Here is a 19,787-nt window from a genome sequence, read left to right as displayed (position 1 = left end):
CCCTACGTTCCGCCTGCGGCCTTGAGCGCGGTATTGAAGGAACTGAGCCTGCTCACCTCGATTTCCACCGGCTCCACCACCAGGTCCCCGGCAACCTCACGGACGGCCGCCCGGAGTCGTTTCCTTGCCTTGGCCGCCCGCGCCCGGGCCGCTCCCGCACCGATGACCTTCCCGGTGAGAGCCAGGAAGATACCCAGAACCACGCCGCCGGCGATCATCAGGGTAGGAAGGGGCCACCCCTCGACCCGCGGCACTTCCGGCACGGGCAGCTGAAGGTACGCGAGTCCGGCCAGCACGCCGAGCCAGCCCAACCCGCCGGCCACGATGGCCAGCGCCAGCCACTGGACCACATTGAACATGCCCCACCACCAGGACTTCCGGAAGGTCATCAGGTCCGTCCCGGCGATGGCCTGGTCCAGGGCGTCCGGCAGCGCATCCCGCCCTTCACGGGCAGCGCCGCGGATGGCCGCCCGCCACGGCCCCGGCGCGCCCTCACTGGCAGCGTCCGCGAACGCGCGGACTGCCGCATCCGTCCGTGCGCGTTCGGGGGCCCCGGCGGGCGGGAGCGAGGTGCGGTTGAGCTGGGATGGCGAGGAACTCTTCAGGTTGAGTCGGCGCAGCGGATCGGATCTGAAGCGCAGCAGCCACCTGGTGACCGGCCACCCGGTGCGGCGTGTCGATTCCAGGCGGTAGGACGTGGCCACGGCGTCGACCACCAGCGGCACGTTGGCTGCTGTGGCGAGCTCATCCGTGAGCCGTGAAGTGGACGACGGCCTGACGCCGGCTGCCTCACCCACACCCGAGACCTCGCTGAGCTTCCGGGAGGCGCGCGTGACGTCGGCACCGAGCCTTTGCGAAAGTGCCTGGCGCTGTGTAACCACCCCACGGATGGCGCCCCGGACCCTGTCCACGCCTATGCCTGTAAGCGCGGAGGCGCCCAGGATCTGCACTTTGCCCAGTCCGTCGCGGGCAAGGATCCCCCGGAGGGACTCCAGCACAGGCTCGACGTCCCGTTCGGGCAGCCGGTCGACCTGGTTCAGCACCACGAGTGTCACGGCTCCATGGGCTGCCATGGGGGCGAGGAAGTCGTTATGCACAGCGGCATCGGCGTATTTCTGCGGATCCAGCACCCACACCAGCACGTCAACCAGGCCCACCATGCGCTCCACAATCGCGCGGTTGGCCGCCCGGGTGGAATCGAAGTCCGGCAGGTCCAGCAGGATCAGCCCCGTGCCCTCGTCCGCGAAGCCCGCAACAGGAACGGCGTGGTGGCGGTTACGCACCTCCAGCCAGTCGAGCAACGGCTCGCTGCCGTCCGCTCCCCAGACACCCGCCAAAGGTTCCGACGTGGTGGGCCGGCGGGCCGCCGCCGTCGCTATTTCCGCGCCGCTTACCGCGTTGAACAGTGACGATTTGCCGCTGCCGGTGGCACCGAAGAAGCCCACCACGGTGTGATCGGCGGACAGGGAGCGGCGGGAGCTTGCCCGTTCGAGGAGCCGGAACACGTCCTCCAGGGTGGCATCGGGCAATACGCCCTCTGCCAGTTCACGGGCGTCGTTCAGGGCCGCCAACCTGCGGTCCAGCTGGGATGCGTCACGGGCAGCGCCGTGGCGGCTCATGTGCGCTCCGCCAGCCGGGCGAGGTTTGCGGCATGGTCCGCGAGGGTATGGGAGGCAGCCGTGCCGCCTGCCGGGAGGCGCCCGAGGAACTTCTGCTGCTCCGCCTCCAGCAACCGCTGGCAGCGGGCATGGAGGTCATCCCTGGCCGTCTGGGCAAGCCTGCGGACGGCGTCCTCACCGAATATTGCCTCGAGCAGTCTCTGGCCCACGATGGCGGTGCCGCCTGCCACGCCGATCTCCAGCCCGGTGAGGCCGGCCGTCATGGAAAACACCACGATCATGAGAGCGGCGCCCAGCCCGTTGATCCCGAACGAGAGCCACCGCGCCTGGGTACGTTTCCCCTGCCCCTCCGTGCGGATCAGCTCCATCAGGCCGGCCTGCCAGGCCCTGATCTCGGCCGCGGTCGCGTCGGCGAACCCCGGGCTGGTTCCGGACAGGTCATCGGTACCCAACAACGCGCGGCCGGCCGGGTCCGAGCGCCAGCGCTGGTCCGTATCTTCGCCGGCGTTGGCGGCTTCATCCAGGATGACGGCCTGCAGTCCTGTTTCGATGGCCACTTCAACCCGGACCGCCGGCGTGGGCTCGCCCCGGAAGAACGCACCCAACCTGTCCCGCAGCCGTCCAACGTTCTGCTCCAGCGTCCGGAAAAACTCACCCGTCCCCACAAAGTCCTGCCAGCGCGCCAGCACTTCGCCGCGAAGCAGCGAGCCGTCCTTGGTGGCATTCAGGATCCTGGCAACGGCGTCGCGGTAGGCGGCCTCCGCGTCGGCCCGGAGCGATGCGGCGACGCGCTCCTGACCATGGACCGCCTCAGCCACAGCGCTGACCCTCCCGGCCAAGGCCTTTACCGTCCCGTTCAGCGTCCGGCGGGCAATCTCGGAACGTCCCGCCGCATCAGCGGCAAGATTCCTCAGCCAGACCTGCAGCTGCTCCACGGAATGAGGCGGCAGCATGCCCAGGCCATCCAGGACGGTCTCCGGCACCACGAACACCCTGGCCGCTCCCAGGCCTTCCTTCTGCAGCAACCCGCGAAGATCGGCGCTGACTTCGGCTTCGGCCTCGGCAGGCACGCGGTCCAGCACGACGGCAACCATGATGTCCCTCGAGGACGCGTCCAGGAGCAGCTTCCACGGAACCGCGTCCGCGTAGCGGTTGGCCGTGGTGACGAAGACCCAGAGGTCCGCGGCGGCCAGGAGTTGTCCGGCCAGCCTGCGGTTGTCATCGGAAATGGAGTCGACGTCGGGGGCGTCCAGCAGCGCGATCCCCTGCGGGACGGCCTGGTCCGCCACGAGGACGAGTGAGGAAATGGCCTCGGCATCCGGAGTTGCCCCAGCCTGGCTGGCCGGGAGTGGTTCCGACGAGATGGTGCCCCGGATCCGGCTGAGGCCAGGCAGCACGCGTTGGCCTTCGAACCAGCCGGCATCGGCGGGATGGTGCAACAGGATGGGTTGCCGCGTGGTGGGCCTGATGGCACCGGAACGAGTGACGGGGTGCCCCACGAGGGCGTTGACCAGTGTTGACTTGCCGGCACCGGTGGAACCCCCGACGACGGCGAGCAGCGGGGCGTCCAGGCTGCGGTACCGCGGCAGAATGTAGTCATCCAGCTGGGCCACCGTATTCCGGACCTCCGTCCGGGCCTGCCCTGCATCAGCCAGTGCCAGGGGCAGTGAGACTGCGGAAAGATCCTCACGCACTGCCTCCAGCAGGCCCACGGCGGCCAGTGCAACGTGGTCTGCCGGGCGGGCAGGCTGGCTGCGTGGTGCGCGTCGCGGCGGCGGAGGTGGCTGTGGTGGCGAACCGTCGGAAGGGGTCACAGCATCATCATGCCAGTCCAGGTGTCCATCCCGTCCGTGCATCACGTGTTCAGCCAAAGAAAAACGGCCCCGGGCTGATGCCCGGGACCGTCATATTGTGACCCCAGCGGGATTCGAACCCGCGTTACCGCCGTGAGAGGGCAGCGTACTAGGCCGCTATACGATGGGGCCGCGTACTTCCAGGAAGCTTTCACTTCCAACCGGTTTTTGGCCGGTTTGCTCAGTGAGTATTTCATATACTGAGCGAGTGTTTCAAATCGGCGAACCGGCCTGAAACCCCTGATCATCAGCGCATTTTCAGCGCCTGAACCAGAGCTGGGATACCAGGACTCGAACCTAGAATGACGGTACCAGAAACCGTAGTGTTGCCAATTACACCATATCCCAATGATACTTTCGGGCCGGAGTTTCAGGCTTCAACCTGCGCTCCGTGCGCCTCAGCACGAGAAATTACTCTACCCGAGACTTTTCGTTGGCACAAATCGGCGGCCGGAGCGGACTGTCGGGGCCCGCTCCGGCCCGTCAGCTAGGCCAGCAGCTGAGCCAGCGAGGCGACCTCATGGCCCTCAAACCCGGGCGCGGTCTCCCCCGCCCTGTTAAGCCAGACGCCCACCAGCCCTGCCGCCGTCGAACCCTGGGCGTCCAGCAGCCTGTTGTCACCCACGTAGAGCGTCTCCTTCGGGGCGGTCCCCAGGAGTCGGACGCCTTCAAGGTAGATGGCGGGCTCCGGCTTGGCCACCCCTACGGTGTCCGTGCCGACCAGCCGGCCCACGCGCTCCAGCCCCGCGGCGTCGAGCTTTGCGCGCTGGTAGTCGTGCACGTTGTTGCTGACGGCGCCATAGGGGATGCCGGCTGCGTCCAGCACGTCAAGGAGCGGAAGGACGTCCTCAAAAGCACGGACATACGCCGGCTGCAGCTCGCTGTAAGCGGTCAGCCACCGGTGAGCCTCTTCGCCGTCGGCAAGCTCCACCCCGAAGTGCCCCAGGGCGGCCCGGCCCCGCAGCAGGCGCTGGTCATTGAAGGTCAGCTCGCCCGTCAGGTACCTGTCGTAGTAGTGCGTCGTCTCGTGCGTGAAAATCCTGCCGAAACGCTCCCAGCCGGTCTGGTCCAGACCGGGCAAAAGGTGTTCGCTGACCTCGCGCAGGGCGGTGGTCATGGCGTATTCGAGATCAACCAGGGTGTCATCGATGTCGAAGAGGACACCCCGGATGGTCCCGAAGCGTGTCCTTAGGACGCTGCCCACTGCCGTGCCTGCCATGGTCATCAGCCGCGGAAGGTACGGAGCCGGCTCAGGGATGAGTCCTTGCCCAGGATCACCATGGACTCAAACAGCGGCGGCGAGATGCGGCGTCCGGACATGGCAGTGCGCACCGGTCCAAAGGCCAGCCGGGGTTTGATGCCGAGGTCCTCCACGAGCGCCTGCTTCAAGGCTGCCTGGATGTTCTCCGGGGTCCAGTCCTGGACAGGTTCCAGGGCCGCCAGGGCGGCGTCCAGGACTTCAGCCAGGTTGGCCGGCAGGCCCTTGCGGGCATCATCGGCGATGTCGATGGCGTCGTCGGGCTTGAACAGGAACCCGAGCATCTCCGGCGCTTCGCCCAGCAGGGTTACGCGTTCCTGGATCAGGGGTGCGGCTTCCGTGAGGATTTCCTCCTGGCGTGCCGTGAGCTCCTCCCCCACGAAACCGGCGGTCCGCAGGTACGGGACAAGCCGGGCACGGAAGTCTTCGGGGTTGAGCATGCGGATGTGGGTGCCGTTGATGGCCTCCGCCTTTTTGATGTCGAAACGTGCCGGGTTTGCGAGCACGTCCTTGACATCAAAGTATTCAATCAACTGGTCCACAGTGAAGATGTCCTCATCGGCGGACAGGCTCCAGCCCAGCAGCGAGAGGTAGTTCAGCAGGCCCTCCGGAATGAACCCGCGGTCGCGCAGCAGGAACAGGTTGGACTGCGGGTCACGCTTGGAGAGTTTCTTGTTGCCCTCCCCCATGACGTACGGGAGGTGGCCAAAGAGGGGCAGGTAGCTGGCGACGCCGATTTCGATGAGGTAGCGGATCAGCACCACCTGGCGGGGCGTGGAGGACAGGAGGTCCTCACCGCGCAGGACGTGGGTGATGCCCATCAGGGCGTCGTCAACCGGGTTTACCAGCGTGTACAGCGGCGAGCCGTCGGCGCGGACAATGACGTAGTCCGGGATGCTGCCGGCTTTGAACGTGATGTCGCCCCGGACCAGGTCGGTGAAGACAACGTCCTCGTCAGGCATCCGGACGCGAAGGACGGGCTTGCGGCCCTCGGCCTTGAAGGCGGCCATCTGCTCTTCGGTAAGTTCGCGGTCGAAATTGTCGTAGCCGAGCTTGGGGTCGCGGCCCGCGGCACGGTGGCGCGCTTCCACCTCTTCGGGCGAGGAATAGCATTCGTAGGCGTAACCGGCCTCAAGGAGCTTCGCGACGACGTCCTTGTACAGGTCCAGCCGCTGTGACTGGCGGTACGGCTCATGCGGGCCCCCGACCTCCACGCCCTCTTCCCAGGTGATCCCCAGCCACTTCAGGGCCTCCAGCAGCTGCTGGTAGCTCTCTTCGGAGTCGCGTGCTGCGTCCGTATCCTCGATCCGGAACACGAACGTGCCCTTGGTGTGCTTGGCGTGGGCCCAGTTGAACAGAGCTGTCCGGATAAGCCCTACGTGCGGTGTTCCGGTAGGCGAAGGGCAAAACCGGACACGCACCGGAGTTTCGGCAGTGACGGACGGGACGGAGGCAGCAGTCGACGCAGAAGCAGTAGTCATAGTGGCTCCAACTTTACCGCTTGCCGCGGAGTAGCCGGGCCCGGGTGAAGGCGCGACCGGTCAGCGGCGGACCACCGGGTTGGAGAGGCGTCCGATGCCTTCGATCTCGACTTCGTACCGGTCGCCGGCCTGCACCAGCCCCACACCCGCGGGGGTGCCGGTCATGATGACGTCGCCGGGCAGCAGCGTGAACGCCTGCGAGACGATGGAGACCAGCTCCCGGACGCCGCGGATCATCTGGCTGGTGCTGCCGTCCTGCCGCAGGTCTCCGTTGAGCCGGCCCTGGATCTGCAGGTCTTCGGTGTCCAGTTCGGTTTCGATCCACGGGCCCAGCGGCGCTGAGGTGTCGAAGCCTTTGGCGCGCGCCCACTGCAGGTCCGTTTTCTGGACGTCGCGCGCGGTGAGGTCATTGCCGCAGGTGTAGCCGAAGATCACGTCATCAACGCGCTCTTCCGGGACGTCCTTGCAGATCCGCCCGATGACTACGCACAGCTCAGCCTCGAAGGAAACTTCCTCCGAGAAGTCCGGCAGCACAATGGGATCGTTCGGGCCCACGACGGCAGTGTTGGGCTTCAGGAACAGCAGGGGCTGGGCGGGGACTTCGTTGCCCAGTTCGGCAGCGTGCTCCACGAAGTTGCGGCCGACGCCGATGACCTTGCTGCGCGGAATGATGGGGGCCAGGAGCCGGACATCCTCGAGCTTGTGCTTGACGTGGGTGCGCTCCACACCGTTGAAGAAAGGGTCGCCATTGATGACAGTGATCTCCTCACTGCCGGACTCGCCTTCAACAACGCCATAGAGGGGATCAGAATCGACTACAAACCGGGCAATACGCATGGTGAACAGCCTACAGTCTTGACCCGTTGGCCTTCGTTCCGGTCAGCCTCCGGCCCGTCCACGGAGGTAATCCAGCTGGGCGGCCACCGACATCTCGGCGGCCCGCCTGACGGAAGGTTCGACGTCGGCGTAAACTGCGTCTGCCACCGCGGCTACGGTGGCGTCGCGGCCAAGCCGTTGCAGCGCTTCCCGGATCTGCCCCAGTCTTTCGAGGCGGTGCCCGCGGTAGGCACGGGCAATGGCTTCAAGGGAAGGAAGCACGGGCCCGTGCGCGGGCAGGACAGCGGCCTGCCCGATGGCTTCAAGCAGGTCCAAAGACTCAAGATAATCGCCCAGTGCGCCATCCGGGTAGTCGAGCATGGTGGTCCCGCGGCCCAGGATGGTGTCGCCGGTCAGCACGGAGCCGTGCGCACCGTCGTCGGGCAGGTGAAAGCACACCGAATCCGAGGTGTGTCCCGGCGTGGCCAATACCTGGATGGAGACCCCGGCCGCCCTGATGGTTTCACCGTCCCGCAGCGGTTCGCCGCCGTGGCAGTGCCGGGGGTCCGCCGCCCGCACCGGGGCGCCGGTAAGTTCCTGCAGCCGCACCGAGCCCGCAGTGTGGTCTGCGTGGCGGTGCGTCACCAGGATCAGTTCCACGCGGCCGAGGTCCGCGAGCCGTCGGAGGTGCCCTTCATCCGCGGGGCCCGGATCCACCACCACCGAAGCGTCGGCTTCGGCGGCCGAGATCACGTAGGAGTTGGTGCCGTCGAGGCTCATCGGCCCGGGGTTGGGCGCCAGGATGAACTGCGTCAGGGCGGAGCTGCGCTGCAGGATGGGGTTGGAAGCTGGAGTCACCGTCCCATCTTTGCATCGTCTCTTCGCATTCTCGGCTGCGTTGCCGCCGTTCACTGCCGGAATAGAACAGAGCACGGCCGGGGTTGACCACCAGTGAAGACCAAATAATCTCCAGCAGGAAGCCGAAGCCAGACACCATGAGCGCCACATCCACCACCCTCGCAGACCTCCTCGCCGAGGCGGACACTGCCGGCCATGACCATGCTGCGACGGAGAAGAACAGCGGACTCCAGCACATCCACAACCACGCAACGGGCAGCATTATCTGGTTCCCCACGTGGAAGAAGTTCCGCGAAACCACCGACTGGCGTGAGGAAGTGGATGCTTTCGCCGGGGACCTCAAGTCGGGTTCACAGCTGGTGGAAAAAGTGGCCGCCCGTTCCGTGGCCGGAGAGCTGGAGTCACTCATGAAGCGCGCCGCTGCAGCAACTGATGCGAATATCTTTGTTGAGGAAAACCTGACCCGTCACCTGACCCGGACCTGGGCCATTGCCGACGCCGTGGCGGAGGTAACAGGGAAGGACCTGCCAACGGGCAGCACCACGCCGTCCATCTTTGCTGGCTACCCCTACGACGTGTACGCCCGCGAGGGCGGTGTTTTTGCGACGACGCTGTGGAACGACATCATCGATGCCCGCCGCAACCAGGCCCTCGCTGATGAAGCCGCCCGCAAGGCCCTGAAGCCCGTCTCCCGTAAGGCACTCAAGAATGCTGCCCGGAAGGCCGCACGCCGCTGAGCCGCCTCAAACAGCAACGCGGGGTCACTTAACGCCCGTCCCGATGGGGATATCGGGCGTTAGGTGACCCCGCGTTGTGGTGCGGTGGCTTGGGCGGCTCAGGCGAGCCGGGTCAGCCAACCGTGCCTGTCCGGCACGGTTCCGGTCTGGATGCCGAGGAGTTGCTCGCGGATGGCCATGGTTGTCTCCCCCGCCTTCGCGTCCTCCGAGCCGATGAACTCCGTGGTGTCCTTCAAAACTCCAATGGGAGTGATCACGGCGGCGGTTCCGCACGCGAAGACCTCGGCGATCTCGCCGGACGCGACGCCGTCGCGCCACTCCGACAGCGTAATTTTGCGCTCGGCGACTTCACGGCCCATGTCCTCGGCCACCTGCATCACCGACGAACGCGTGACGCCTTCCAGGATGGTTCCGGTCAGTGCGGGGGTAACGAGCGAGCCGTCCTTCATAACGAAGAACACGTTCATGCCGCCGAGTTCTTCCACGGCGTCATCGTTGAAGTGGTCCAGGAAGAGGACCTGCTTGCAGCCGTTGGCCTCTGCTTCCTGCTGGGCGATCAGGGATGCGGCGTAGTTGCCGCCGCACTTCGCTGCGCCGGTGCCGCCGCGGCCGGCGCGGGCGTATTCGCGCGAGATCCAGATGGACACCGGCTTCAGCTCGCCGCCGAAGTAGTTGCCTGCGGGCGAGGCGATCACACGGAAGGAGACTTCACGGGCGGCCCGGACACCCAGGAACGCCTCGGTGGCGATCATGAAAGGGCGAAGGTACAGTGCTTCCCCGTCGCCGGCAGGAACCCATTCCTTGTCCGCCGCCACCAGTTCCCGTATTGCGCCCAGGAAGTACTCAACGGGCAGTTCGGGGAGCGCCAGCCGGCGGGCCGACTTGTTCAGGCGTGCCGCATTCGCCTCCGGCCGGAACGTCCAGACCGAGCCGTCTGCATGCCGGTAGGCCTTCAGGCCCTCGAAGATCTCCTGGCCGTAGTGAAGCACCGCCGCAGACGGGTCCAGGGAAATGGGTCCGTACGCCTCGATGCGGGGGTTGTGCCAGCCACCGGTGCCGTGTTCGTCAACCGAGTAGTCCACCACAGCCGTGTGGTCGGTGAAGTAGTTGCCGAATCCCGGGTTGGCCAGGATGGCTGCACGCTCTTCAGCTGACTTCGGGGTTGCCGAAGGCTGCTGGGTGAATTCGACGCCATGGGCAGTCTGAGTCATGGTTCCTCCACGATCGGCTGCCTTGGGACGAAAATTCAGCATTGAACCGCCGGGCAGCAGTTGGTAATTCGAAACAAGCTTACGCCCGTTGGCAGTGCCCCCGGTGCGTGCCTAGAGCGCTGCGACGATGGCGTCTCCGACGACGCTGGTGCTGCGGGCACCGCCGTCGCGGTTTTCGACGTCGGCGATCACGGCCGCCTCGATCTTCCGTGCCGCGCCGGCATAGCCGAGGTGGTCCAGCAGGAGCGCCGCAGACAGGATGGCCGCGGTGGGATCAGCCTTCTGCTGGCCCGCAATGTCCGGGGCGGAGCCGTGGACCGGTTCGAACATGGACGGCGCGGTGCGGTCCATGTTGATGTTGCCGGAAGCGGCCAACCCGATGCCGCCCGTGATGGCCGCGGCCAGGTCGGTGAGGATGTCTCCGAAGAGGTTGTCCGTGACAATCACGTCAAAGCGGGAGGGGTCGGTGACCATGAAGATGGTGGCCGCATCAACGTGCAGGTAATCGTGCGTGACCTCGGGGAATTCCTGGGCGACAGCTTCGACCGTGCGCTTCCACAGGTGGCCGGCGTAAACGAGGACGTTGTGCTTGTGCACGAGGGTCACGTGCTTGCGTTCACGGGCGCTGGCGCGGCGGAAGGCATCGCGGACTACGCGCTCCACACCGTGTGCCGTGTTCAGTGAGACTTCGGTGGCCACCTCGTGCGGCGTACCAGCGCGCAGAGTGCCGCCGTTGCCCACGTACGGACCTTCGGTGCCCTCCCGGACGACGATGAAGTCGATGACACCGGGGTTGGCCAGCGGGCTGCCCACCGAGCCGTACAAACGTGAGGGCCGCAGGTTGACGTAGTGGTCCAGGCTGAAGCGGAGCTTCAGGAGCATCTCCCGCTCGATGATGCCCGACGGAATCCTGGTGTCGCCGGGTGCAGCGCCCACCGCACCGAACAGGATCGCATCCCGGGTGCGCAGGTCTGCCAGGACGTCATCCGGCAGGGTTTCCCCTGTAGCCAGCCAGTGCTCGGCACCAAGCTCGTAGTGGGTCTGCTCCAGGGCGACGCCTTCGGCTGCGACTGCCTTTTCGAGAACCTTCAGTGCCTCGGCAATGACCTCGGGGCCAATGCCGTCACCGGGAATAACTGCGAGATTGATGGTGGATGCGCTCATGGTTCAAGAATATTAACTGAATCCGCATGCCGGACAATCAGTCTCACTTACTGAGATGACGAGAGTCACCGAAGAGGAACGGCCGGGTCCGGAGAAGCAACCACCACAACGTTTGTTCCCCAGGGATCATCCGTGTAGCAGGAAATAAGGACCAGCCTATTGGGCACCACCTGCCAGATGGGACTGTCCTTCAGGCCTGACTTGCTGTAGGTCGTCACAGAATCCACGCGGTAGGCCAGTCCGCCGGTGGCGGTGGCGACGGTGAGCTGGTCGCCCACAGCGGCCTTCGCGCTCAGGTGGTTAAAGGGTGCATCCCTGTCCAGCCAGCTGTGGCCGGCCACGTACGTGGTGTTATTCGAGCCCGCGCCGGGAGCCCCATAGGGGGTGAGCCAGTAGCCGTCCATCGTAGGTGGCGGCACAATGGTCTGGGTGGCCTCGTCCTCGCCGCTGGGTTCCAGCGGATGGATCACCACATCAATGTCCGCCGCTGGGTAAACCAGCCGTTGCGGCGGGGCCGCGGCGGGACCGGCCGGAACCGGGGGAACTGCCTCCGTCTGCACGCCAGTGGGTGCCGGCGTCGGTGTCGGCGTGGCCAGGGCTGTGGGCGTTGGCTGGGCAATCACCGTTGCCGGAGCAGGGCCAGGCCCTGTGATCTGGGGAAGAAATGCAACAGCTAAATAGGCGAGGAGCCCGCACAGCACCACGAACAGGGTGCTTCTGACGCTGAAAATCCTCCGAGGCCGGGCGTCCGGTCCCGGCCCGGCCGGATCTGGACTTACGGGCGGATCGGAGGAGAGCTGCTGGGGTTCGGTGTCCATGGTTCCCTCGCATATTTGTGGGAATCTGCGTGGCTGGCGGCAGGCGCCGTGCCCTTTCGGCCACGGCGCCTGCCACTGTGTTACCGGACGCCCTTGCAGGCGTCAGTTACCGGGATTAGTCCTTGCGGTCCCCGGGCAGGCCGCCTGCCATCAGCACCTTGCGGGCAGCCACTCCCGCGGCCGCGAGCAACATCACAATCAGGCCAGCGGCCCAGGGAGCAAGCACCGAGCCGGTGGGTGCCACGGCGGTCTGGACGTTCAAACCGGGGTTATTGACCACCACGGCGGGAGCGGCCGGCGGTGCAACCACGGCCCCGATGGGAGTCACTACCGGCGGCACTACCGGCGGTACAACCGGCGGAACTACCGGCGGCACAACCGGCGGAACTACCGGCGGCACAACAACCACCGGTTCCTCCGGCGGAACAACAACCGGCGGAACAACAACCACCGGTTCCTCCGGAACAACCTCCTCTTCGGGGCAAGGCTCGCAACCGTTGTAATAAATGGCTCGCCCATCGGCGTCCCAGTTCTTACCGTCCCACTTTTCGCCCCGAGGAATGATGTCATCATCATGCCAGGCGTGCCCCTTCAAGGCATGCCAGTCAACCGTGAGCTGCTCATAGCTTTCCGAGCCGGTGGCGTGGCAGATAGTAATAGTTCGGTGGTCGTCTTCTCCATCGTCACCCCCTGCTGTAGCCGGAGCCGTGGCACCGAGTAATGCGAGGCCGGTGACACCCAAGGTGGCAAGGATCCGTTTCATTTCCGTCTCCATCCATAGTCTGGTCCAAACTGATCAGACGTGGGGAAAACGGCGCCCCGACGCAAGGGCGAAAATGGCAAACAGCTGCATCGGTGCGACGGTTCTCCCAGATGCGAATCATCAGCTTGCTAACCCGATTAGGCTATGCAGCGGCAATCCCTGTGTCTCCAGTACTCGTTACCCGCTTTCCGGGAGGCCAATTACTGCCTTTGCCCGAACCGTACTCAGTTCGGGTACAAACAAGCCTGCCCGGACCTACCTAGGCTTCGGCGGGTTCCTCATACTTGGGGAAGACCGGCGAGGGCGCGGGCAGCGGCGTTCCGGCGACGATCGGCGTGGTGAGCGCGGCGAACTGGCGCGCTTCGCCCTCGGGCTGGCCAAGGGTATCCAGCAGGGCCGCCGTGGCATTCGGCATCACCGGCTGCGCAAGGATGGACACGATCCGCAGCACTTCGAGCGTGACGTAGAGGACGGTGTTCATGCGGCCGACGTCGGTCTTCCGCAGCACCCACGGGGCCTGCTCGGCGAAGTAGGCATTGGTGTCCCCCAGTACGCCCCAGATGGCCTCCAAAGCGCGGCTGAACTCCTGCTTTTCGAAAGCGGCCCTGGCGGTCTGAAGAAGCCCGTTGGCCTGCTCAAGGATCGCCGTGTCTTCAGCTGTGAAGGCCCCCGGCACCGGAACCTTGCCGTCGCAGTTCTTCGCCACCATGGAAAGTGAGCGCTGCGCGAGGTTGCCGAAGTTGTTGGCCAGGTCCGAGTTCATCCTGCCCACAATCGCCTCGTGATTGTAGCTGCCATCGGCACCGAACGGGACTTCGCGGAGGAAGAAGAACCGCACCTGGTCGAGGCCGTACTGTGCCACGAAGTCCGCCGGGGCCACAACATTGCCCAGGGACTTGGACATCTTCACCCCGTTGTTGTGGAGGAAGCCATGGATCATGACCCGCTTGGGCAGCTCAATGCCTGCGCTCATCAGGAACGCGGGCCAGTAGATGGCGTGGAAGCGGGAGATGTCCTTGCCGATGATGTGCACGTCAGCCGGCCAGAACTTGCGGAAGGACTCCGACTCAACGTCCGGGTAGCCCACACCGGTCAGGTAGTTGGTAAGCGCGTCCACCCACACGTACATCACGTGCTTGTCGTTGCCGGGTACCGGAACTCCCCAGTCAAAGGTGGTGCGGCTGATGGAAAGGTCCTCCAGGCCGCGCCTGACGAAGCTGATGACCTCGTTGAACCGGGACTGCGGAGCTCCGAATTCGGGCTGGGCTTCGTAAAGCGCCAGCAGGCGGTCCTGGTAGGCGGCCAGCCGGAAGAAGTAGCTCTCCTCCGCTGTCCACGTCACTTCGGTGTCCGTCTCCTTGGAGTAGCGCACGCCGTCGTCCTTCACCACGGTGTCGTCTTCCACGTAGAACGCCTCGTCCCGGACGGAATACCAGCCCTCGTACTTGGACAGGTAAATATCCCCGTTGGCTTCCATCTTCTTCCAGATGGCCTGCGACGCGGCGTAGTGGTCGGTGTCCGTGGTCCGGATGAAGCGGTCGTACGTGATGCCCAGGGCGGCGTGCGCGGCTTTGTATACCTCGGCGTTGCGGTCCACCAGCTCCTTGGGCGTGATGCCCTCTTTCTCGGCCGCCTGCGCAATCTTCATGCCGTGCTCATCGGTGCCCGTCAGGAACATCACTTCATGCCCGTCCAGCCGCTTGAAGCGGGCCATGGCGTCGGTGGCAATGTACTCGTAGGCATGCCCGATGTGGGGCACGCCGTTCGGGTAAGTGATGGCCGTGGTGATGTAGAACGGGGATTTCTCTGAAGCAGTCACGTGCGGACGGTACCTTTGGTGCGGAGGGGCGGGCTAGATGAGTTCAGTCAGCGTATCGCTCAGGCGGACCAGTTCGTGGTCGTGTGAGGCGACCAGCACCGCGATTCCGTCCGAGGTGGTGTCCTTGAGGATGCTGATGATGCGGTTGGCGGACGCCCTGTCGAGGCTGGCGGTGGGCTCGTCCACCACCAGCACGCGGGTGCCCAGGATCAACGCACGGGCAATGGCCACGCGCTGGCGTTCACCGCCGGACAGCTGCGCGGGGCGGTGGCGCATCCGGCGCCCGAGGCCTACCAGGTCCAGGAGGTCCTTGGCCATGTCGCGCCGCTGGTCCACCTCGCCGTCGGGCACCGCGGGCAATAGGACGTTCTCCAAAGCGCTCATGCCGTCAATCAGGGCGCCGCCCTGGTCCACATAGCCGATCAGGGCACGACGGCGGTCCGCGATTTCGTCGTCGCCCATGCTTTCGAGCGAATCGCCTTCCCAGAAGACGCGGCCCGACGTCGGCAGCGTCAGTCCGGCGCCGACAGTCAGGATGCTGGTCTTGCCCGAGCCGCTTCGGCCGGCGACGCAGTGCATCTCACCGGCATGCAGGGTGAGGTCGAAGCCCTCGACGACACTGACGGCTTCCGCGCCGCCCTTGCCGCCGCCATAGCGGATGGTGATATCGCTCAGTTCCAGCGGGGTCCCGTGGTCCGCGGCCTTGACGATGGTGTTGGCACGGGTCTGCAGGGGCGCGTCAGCAGCGCCGGACCTCCGGCTCCGGTGAACATTCATCTGGTTTGTCATTGGACCACTTTCGTTGCAATCGGTATCCAGCAAAGTACAGCCACGAGGCCGGCGACGCCGGCCCACAGTGCGGCATACGGGGCAAGGAGGAGCCCGATGCCCAGCGCGCCGAGGACGCCCAGCGGCAGCGCCACGGTCCCCACCAGCGCATTTTCGAAGAGGCGGACCTGGCGGAGCATGTCCGGATTCCAGCCCATCGCTTCGAGGATCCCCAGGTACTGGCGTTTGGCGTTAAGCTCAAACCGGCCGGTCACCAGGGTCAATATCAGGCCGACCGCGAGGCCGGCAAGGGCCAGCAGCATGCTCGGCAGGGCCACGCTGGCCGCAGCCAGGCCGCTGAGGGCACTCGCACCGGCAGCGCGTGGAATGTCGATCAGCAAAGCCACGAGACCACCCGCTGCGGCTCCGAACACGCCAACTGCCACTGCCAGTGACAAGGTGTTGAACTTGTTGGTGCTCAGTTGGCGGTTGGCGAACGTCAGCGGTGAATCCACCGGGATCAGCCGCTCATCGTGCTGCGGTTCCTGATCCACCTCGTCGCGGTGGCGCAGTTGCTGTGCCGCGAAGAAAGCCGCTGCCGCATAAAGGGCCAGGACGGCGGCGGACACCAGCGCCGTGGTCAGGCTCCAGCTCACCAGGCTCAGCACGATGCCGGCCACTGCGAGCAATGCCGCGCCGACGGCGAATTCCTCCAGTACCCAAGTACGGATCCGCCGCTGTGTCCAGCCCATGGCGCGCAGGGTCCCGGCTTCGCGTTTGCGTTTCCGGATGTAGCTGACAGTGGAGGCACCGGTCAGCAGGGCGGCTCCGCACAGGGTGAGGAACAGCAGCGTGACGTTGGTCCCCGTCAGAGAGCCGGTGACGGCGTCTGCCGCGTTCTGCCGGACCCAGGACTGCTTGACGGTGCCCAGCGCTGACTCCTTGCCCGCGTCGTCCTTGGAGTATCCGGGCACAAAGATGCTGGCGTCTTCGCGCGCTGAACCGGCCACCACGGTGGCTTCCAGGCCCATGCCACGGATTTCACCGGCGAGTTTTTCGACGTCGGGCTGGGCTTCTTTCCAGCTGCCGGGGGCCTTGGCGCGGACGCGGACAGCGTCGATCACCGCGGCGTTGTCCTTGTAGCCGCGGGCGGCCGCAAGGCCGTAGTAGTCCGTGATGGCACCGGCTGACTGGCTGGCCAGTCCCGTCGCGCTGAGCGATGGTTTGAGGTCCGTGGCTGCCACGGCCTTGCCGTCGGCATCCTTGGTGAGGGTCAGGGGCGTCGGATCGTAGCCGCCCAGGGGCAGCCGGTTGACGTCGCCGGCCGCTGCCTCAACGGCCGCGGGGTCGAACGTCCCGTAAACCATGGCCAGCGGAGCGGCGAGCTTCTCGCCCGTGGCAAGGTCCTCGCGGTAGGAGCGTTCGTCAACCGGTTCACGCTGGGTCTGGTCCACCGGGGCACCGTTTGCGCCCTTCTCCGGCAGGCGGTTCACAGTGACCCAGTCCCCCGGCGTGGCCGTCTTCCCGACCGCCCCGTTGGCAGCTTTCTCGCCGTCGGTGTACTTCGGCGCGGCAGCAAAGTCAGTGCTCCATGTCGCGGGAGTGTAGAGGCCCTGGTTGAAGTTGCCCTGGGCGCCCAAAAGCGACGAATGGTCGGTGGAACCTGGCCAGGACAGGGCGAACGGGTCCTTGGAAACGAAGGGCAGGTAATCCTTGCCCAGTGAACGCGATGCCGTGCCCACGTCCTTGACTACCTTGCCGGCGGCGTCTATCTCCTCGATCTTGACGTTGTACTTAAGGTCAAGGGAGGTTCCGGAGCGCACAATCAGCGGGATGCCCTGGGAGTCGGCGGTGAGCTGGCCGGTGCGCTTGGCCTGCTGGTACTGGGTCATCAGCGGCGCCCAGTATTTGAGCTTGACGCCCAGGAAGTCAGGTCCTTCTTCGAGCTCTTCCATGCTGATGCCGTTGGTGAAGAGGCTTTCGAAGTGCCGGCCGATCGCTCCGGCGTTGCGGGCGTCAGCGGGCGGGGCCTTCTCCAGCGGCGCGAGGAAGTCGCCGGCGGAGCCAAGCAGTGCGCGCTCGGCCACAGGGTCGACGGCGACTACGGATTCGGTCACCTCCGGTGACAGGGGCAGGGACACCGACAGGTTGAAGAGGTTGTGTTCGGAACCGCCGGCAGGGGCGGGGAATTTGAGGCCCGTCTCGCCCGTCGGAGGTGCGATCCGGATGCTCTTGCCGCCGGCCGTCTGTTCCTCGACGAGCTTGGCCTTGCCCAGCGACCCTTCGGCCGAGGACTTGAACAGTACCTGTTCGGAGACGCCGTCGGAGCTGACTGCACTGGCGGTGAGACGGTACTTCTTTGGTGTGTCGCTCAGGACAGATTCGGCCGCGGGCCATTTGGCGGGGTCGGTGGCGCCGGCCGCCTGGTCCGTGGTGGCTGTGCCGGCAAGCCCTGAGTTGTAGCCCAGGAAGTCCATGGCATCGAGCCGGGGAGCCTCCAGGTTCTGCGTGACACGGGAGACCAGGCTGATCGGAGCCGCAACCGAGGTTCCGGAGAGCTTCCGGATCTTTTCGAGCTGGTCGAAGCTGACGCCTCCCCCGCCGTTGGCGATCTCCGGCTGCATGAGCGCCGAGGATCCTGCCTTGGCCTGGACAAGGACGTCGTAAAGCCCCCGGGAGTTCTCATCCACCGTCCTCTTAAGCGCGGCCTGCGACTGGCCTTGGACGAGGACCGACAAGCACATGGCTGCGATCAAGATGGCCGCGGTCAACAGCAGCACTTTGCTTCTGATGAACCTCTGGACGGCGTTCATTAAGCTCCCTGAAACCTGGATTGCGTGTGCACACATAAGTCCGCCCGGAGACGGACATGGGCGATTAACCCGTTGGTGTGCGAAAGGTATTGGCCGGCCTGCCGGCTGCGTCCCGATCGGGACCCAACCACTTTAAGCAGACCGGCCAATCATACGTGGCTGGATGCGGACGCGCCCAAGCGGGCCGTGCCGCACGGCGTTTCCTTAGTCTTCGAGATCGACTTCGCGGACCATCTCGGCGCCGATGCCTGCCTTGATGGCGTCAAGCACCTGCTGCGGCACGGACGAGTCGATGGTCAGCAGGGCGAGAACCTGGCCGCCCTCGGCCTGGCGGGCCACCTGCATGCCGGCGATGTTGATGTTATTCATGCCCAGGATGTGGCCGATGGTTCCGATCACACCGGGGCGGTCGGAGTAGGAGACCACCACGAGGTGCTCGCTGATGGGGATTTCGAGGTCGTAGCCGTTTACGCCTACCAGTTTCTGGACCTGCTTGGGGCCGGTCAGTGTACCTGCCACGGAAATCTGCGTACCGTCGCTGAGGGCTCCGCGCAGGGTGAGGACGTTCCGGTAGGACTCCGTGTCCGGCGTGGTGATCAGCCGGACGTTGATGCCCCGCTGCTCGGCGATGACGGGGGCGTTGACGTAGGACACCTGTTCGGTCACGATGTCCGCGAAGATGCCCTTCAGGGCGGCAAGTTCCAGGACCTTGACGTCCAGGGACGAGATTTCGCCCGCCACCTCGACATCGAACTGGGTCAGGGACGCGTGGGTCAGTGCGGTGAAGATCCGGCCCAGCTTCTCGATCAGCGGGATGCCGGGCCGCACGTCCGGGGCGATGACGCCGCCGGCCACGTTCACGGCGTCAGGCACCAGTTCGCCGGCCAGAGCCAAACGCACGGACTTGGCGACCGAGACGCCGGCCTTCTCCTGGGCTTCGTCGGTGGAGGCACCCAAATGGGGTGTGACCACCACGTTGTCCATTTCGAAGAACGGCAGGTCGGTGCTGGGTTCCTTGACGAAGACGTCCACGCCGGCGCCGGCGATCTGGCCGTCCTTCAGGGCAGCGTGAAGTGCTTCCTCATCCACCAGGCCGCCGCGGGCGACATTGATCACGTAGGCGGTCTTCTTCATCTTCTTGAACGCCTCGGCGCCCAGCATGCCCACCGTTTCCGGCGTCTTGGGCATGTGGATGGTGATGAAGTCGGACTGCGCCAGCAGCTCGTCCAGGGTGACCAGCTGCACGCCCAGCTGCGCGGCGCGGGCGGACGTGATGTAGGGATCGTAGGCGAGGATCTTGGTATCAAAACCCTTCAGGCGGGCCGCCACGAGGGCGCCGATGCGGCCCAGGCCGATGATGCCGATCTTCTTCTCGTAAAGTTCAATGCCGGTGTATTTGGACCGCTTCCATTCGCCCTCCTTGAGGGCAGCGCTGGCCTGCGGGATGTGGCGGGCAAGGCTCAGGATGTGGCCCACCGTCAGTTCCGCAGCGGAAACAATGTTCGAGGTGGGGGCGTTGACCACCATCACACCGGCCTGGGTGGCGGCCTTGATGTCCACGTTGTCCAGGCCTACGCCTGCACGGGCGATCACCTTGAGGTTCTTGGCTGCGGCGATGGCTTCGGCATCCACCTGCGTGGCGGAACGGACCAGGATGGCGTCCACGTCCACGATCGCGGAAAGCAGCTGGGAGCGGTCTGAGCCGTCAGTCTGGCGGATTTCGAAGTCCGGGCCCAGGGCCTCAACGGTGGCGGGCGAAAGTTCTTCGGCGAGCAGTACTACGGGTTTTGACACGTCTGATCCTCTGCG

At 65.5% G+C, this 19,787-nt stretch carries 15 protein-coding genes and 2 tRNA genes; 1 reads left to right on the top strand and 16 read right to left on the bottom strand.

Going from position 1 to position 19,787, the window contains the following annotated elements; translation table 11 throughout:
* Positions 1 to 2: 2 nt before the first annotated feature.
* The 8 genes from IAQ70_RS13355 to IAQ70_RS13320 form a co-directional block, all read right to left on the bottom strand.
* Positions 3 to 1,619, bottom strand: a complete 1,617-nt coding sequence (locus tag IAQ70_RS13355) for a GTPase (RefSeq protein WP_190989793.1) — start codon at positions 1,617 to 1,619, stop codon at positions 3 to 5.
* Entirely contained in the window at positions 1,616 to 3,331 is a 1,716-nt protein-coding gene (locus IAQ70_RS13350; RefSeq protein ID WP_317983660.1) for a dynamin family protein, read from the bottom strand. The genes IAQ70_RS13355 and IAQ70_RS13350 overlap by 4 nt, the downstream gene beginning before the upstream one ends.
* Before the next feature lie 200 nt (positions 3,332 to 3,531).
* Positions 3,532 to 3,604, bottom strand: a tRNA-Glu gene (locus IAQ70_RS13345).
* A gap of 144 nt (positions 3,605 to 3,748) precedes the next feature.
* A tRNA-Gln gene (locus IAQ70_RS13340) sits at positions 3,749 to 3,820 on the bottom strand.
* Positions 3,821 to 3,959: 139 nt separating this feature from the next.
* A complete protein-coding gene (locus IAQ70_RS13335; RefSeq protein ID WP_190989792.1) occupies positions 3,960 to 4,697 on the bottom strand; it encodes an HAD family hydrolase in 738 nt (245 codons plus the stop codon).
* Positions 4,697 to 6,211 (bottom strand): glutamate--tRNA ligase, encoded by a 1,515-nt coding sequence (gene gltX / locus IAQ70_RS13330; RefSeq protein WP_190989791.1) that lies wholly within the window; start codon positions 6,209 to 6,211, stop codon positions 4,697 to 4,699. Before gltX ends, IAQ70_RS13335 begins: the two co-directional genes overlap by 1 nt.
* Positions 6,212 to 6,271: 60 nt before the next feature.
* Complete coding sequence (locus IAQ70_RS13325; protein ID WP_190989790.1) at positions 6,272 to 7,048, bottom strand: fumarylacetoacetate hydrolase family protein; 777 nt, start codon at positions 7,046 to 7,048, stop codon at positions 6,272 to 6,274.
* A gap of 42 nt (positions 7,049 to 7,090) precedes the next feature.
* Positions 7,091 to 7,885 carry an MBL fold metallo-hydrolase gene (locus tag IAQ70_RS13320; protein WP_317983656.1) on the bottom strand — a complete coding sequence of 265 codons (795 nt, stop codon included), beginning with the start codon at positions 7,883 to 7,885 and terminating at the stop codon, positions 7,091 to 7,093.
* 137 nt (positions 7,886 to 8,022) lie between these two features.
* On the opposite strand from IAQ70_RS13320, the gene IAQ70_RS13315 reads away from it, so the two are divergent.
* The gene (locus tag IAQ70_RS13315) at positions 8,023 to 8,622 is read left to right on the top strand and encodes a hypothetical protein (protein WP_190989788.1); all 600 of its coding nucleotides are present in this window, start codon (positions 8,023 to 8,025) and stop codon (positions 8,620 to 8,622) included.
* A gap of 98 nt (positions 8,623 to 8,720) precedes the next feature.
* Here the strand turns inward: IAQ70_RS13315 and IAQ70_RS13310 are convergent, their stop codons facing one another.
* The 8 genes from IAQ70_RS13310 to serA all read right to left on the bottom strand — a co-directional run bounded on the left by IAQ70_RS13310 (position 8,721) and on the right by serA (position 19,772).
* Positions 8,721 to 9,833: a branched-chain amino acid aminotransferase gene (locus IAQ70_RS13310; protein ID WP_190989787.1), complete on the bottom strand. Its 1,113-nt coding sequence runs from the start codon at positions 9,831 to 9,833 to the stop codon at positions 8,721 to 8,723.
* A gap of 111 nt (positions 9,834 to 9,944) precedes the next feature.
* Positions 9,945 to 10,997 carry a 3-isopropylmalate dehydrogenase gene (locus IAQ70_RS13305; RefSeq protein WP_190989786.1) on the bottom strand — a complete coding sequence of 351 codons (1,053 nt, stop codon included), beginning with the start codon at positions 10,995 to 10,997 and terminating at the stop codon, positions 9,945 to 9,947.
* Between the two features lie 65 nt (positions 10,998 to 11,062).
* The gene (locus IAQ70_RS13300) at positions 11,063 to 11,815 is read right to left on the bottom strand and encodes a class F sortase (RefSeq protein WP_190989785.1); all 753 of its coding nucleotides are present in this window, start codon (positions 11,813 to 11,815) and stop codon (positions 11,063 to 11,065) included.
* A 115-nt stretch (positions 11,816 to 11,930) separates the two neighbouring features.
* Complete coding sequence (locus IAQ70_RS13295; protein ID WP_190989784.1) at positions 11,931 to 12,578, bottom strand: hypothetical protein; 648 nt, start codon at positions 12,576 to 12,578, stop codon at positions 11,931 to 11,933.
* Positions 12,579 to 12,837: 259 nt separating this feature from the next.
* Positions 12,838 to 14,397, bottom strand: a complete 1,560-nt coding sequence (metG, locus tag IAQ70_RS13290) for a methionine--tRNA ligase (protein ID WP_190989783.1) — start codon at positions 14,395 to 14,397, stop codon at positions 12,838 to 12,840.
* 33 nt (positions 14,398 to 14,430) lie between these two features.
* Positions 14,431 to 15,186, bottom strand: coding sequence for an ABC transporter ATP-binding protein (locus tag IAQ70_RS13285; RefSeq protein ID WP_190989782.1), 756 nt, complete (start codon positions 15,184 to 15,186; stop codon positions 14,431 to 14,433).
* Positions 15,183 to 17,978 carry an ABC transporter permease gene (locus IAQ70_RS13280; RefSeq protein WP_190989781.1) on the bottom strand — a complete coding sequence of 932 codons (2,796 nt, stop codon included), beginning with the start codon at positions 17,976 to 17,978 and terminating at the stop codon, positions 15,183 to 15,185. The genes IAQ70_RS13285 and IAQ70_RS13280 overlap by 4 nt, the downstream gene beginning before the upstream one ends.
* A gap of 204 nt (positions 17,979 to 18,182) precedes the next feature.
* Entirely contained in the window at positions 18,183 to 19,772 is a 1,590-nt protein-coding gene (serA, locus tag IAQ70_RS13275) for a phosphoglycerate dehydrogenase (protein ID WP_190989780.1), read from the bottom strand.
* Between the last annotated feature and the right edge of the window lie 15 nt (positions 19,773 to 19,787).

Origin of the sequence: Pseudarthrobacter sulfonivorans (assembly GCF_014712225.1) — a bacterium.
GTDB classification, from domain to species: Bacteria; Actinomycetota; Actinomycetes; order Actinomycetales; family Micrococcaceae; genus Arthrobacter; species Arthrobacter sulfonivorans.
The sequence above is the reverse complement of the archived record's forward strand: the minus strand, read 5'-3'. Positions and strand labels throughout refer to the sequence as shown.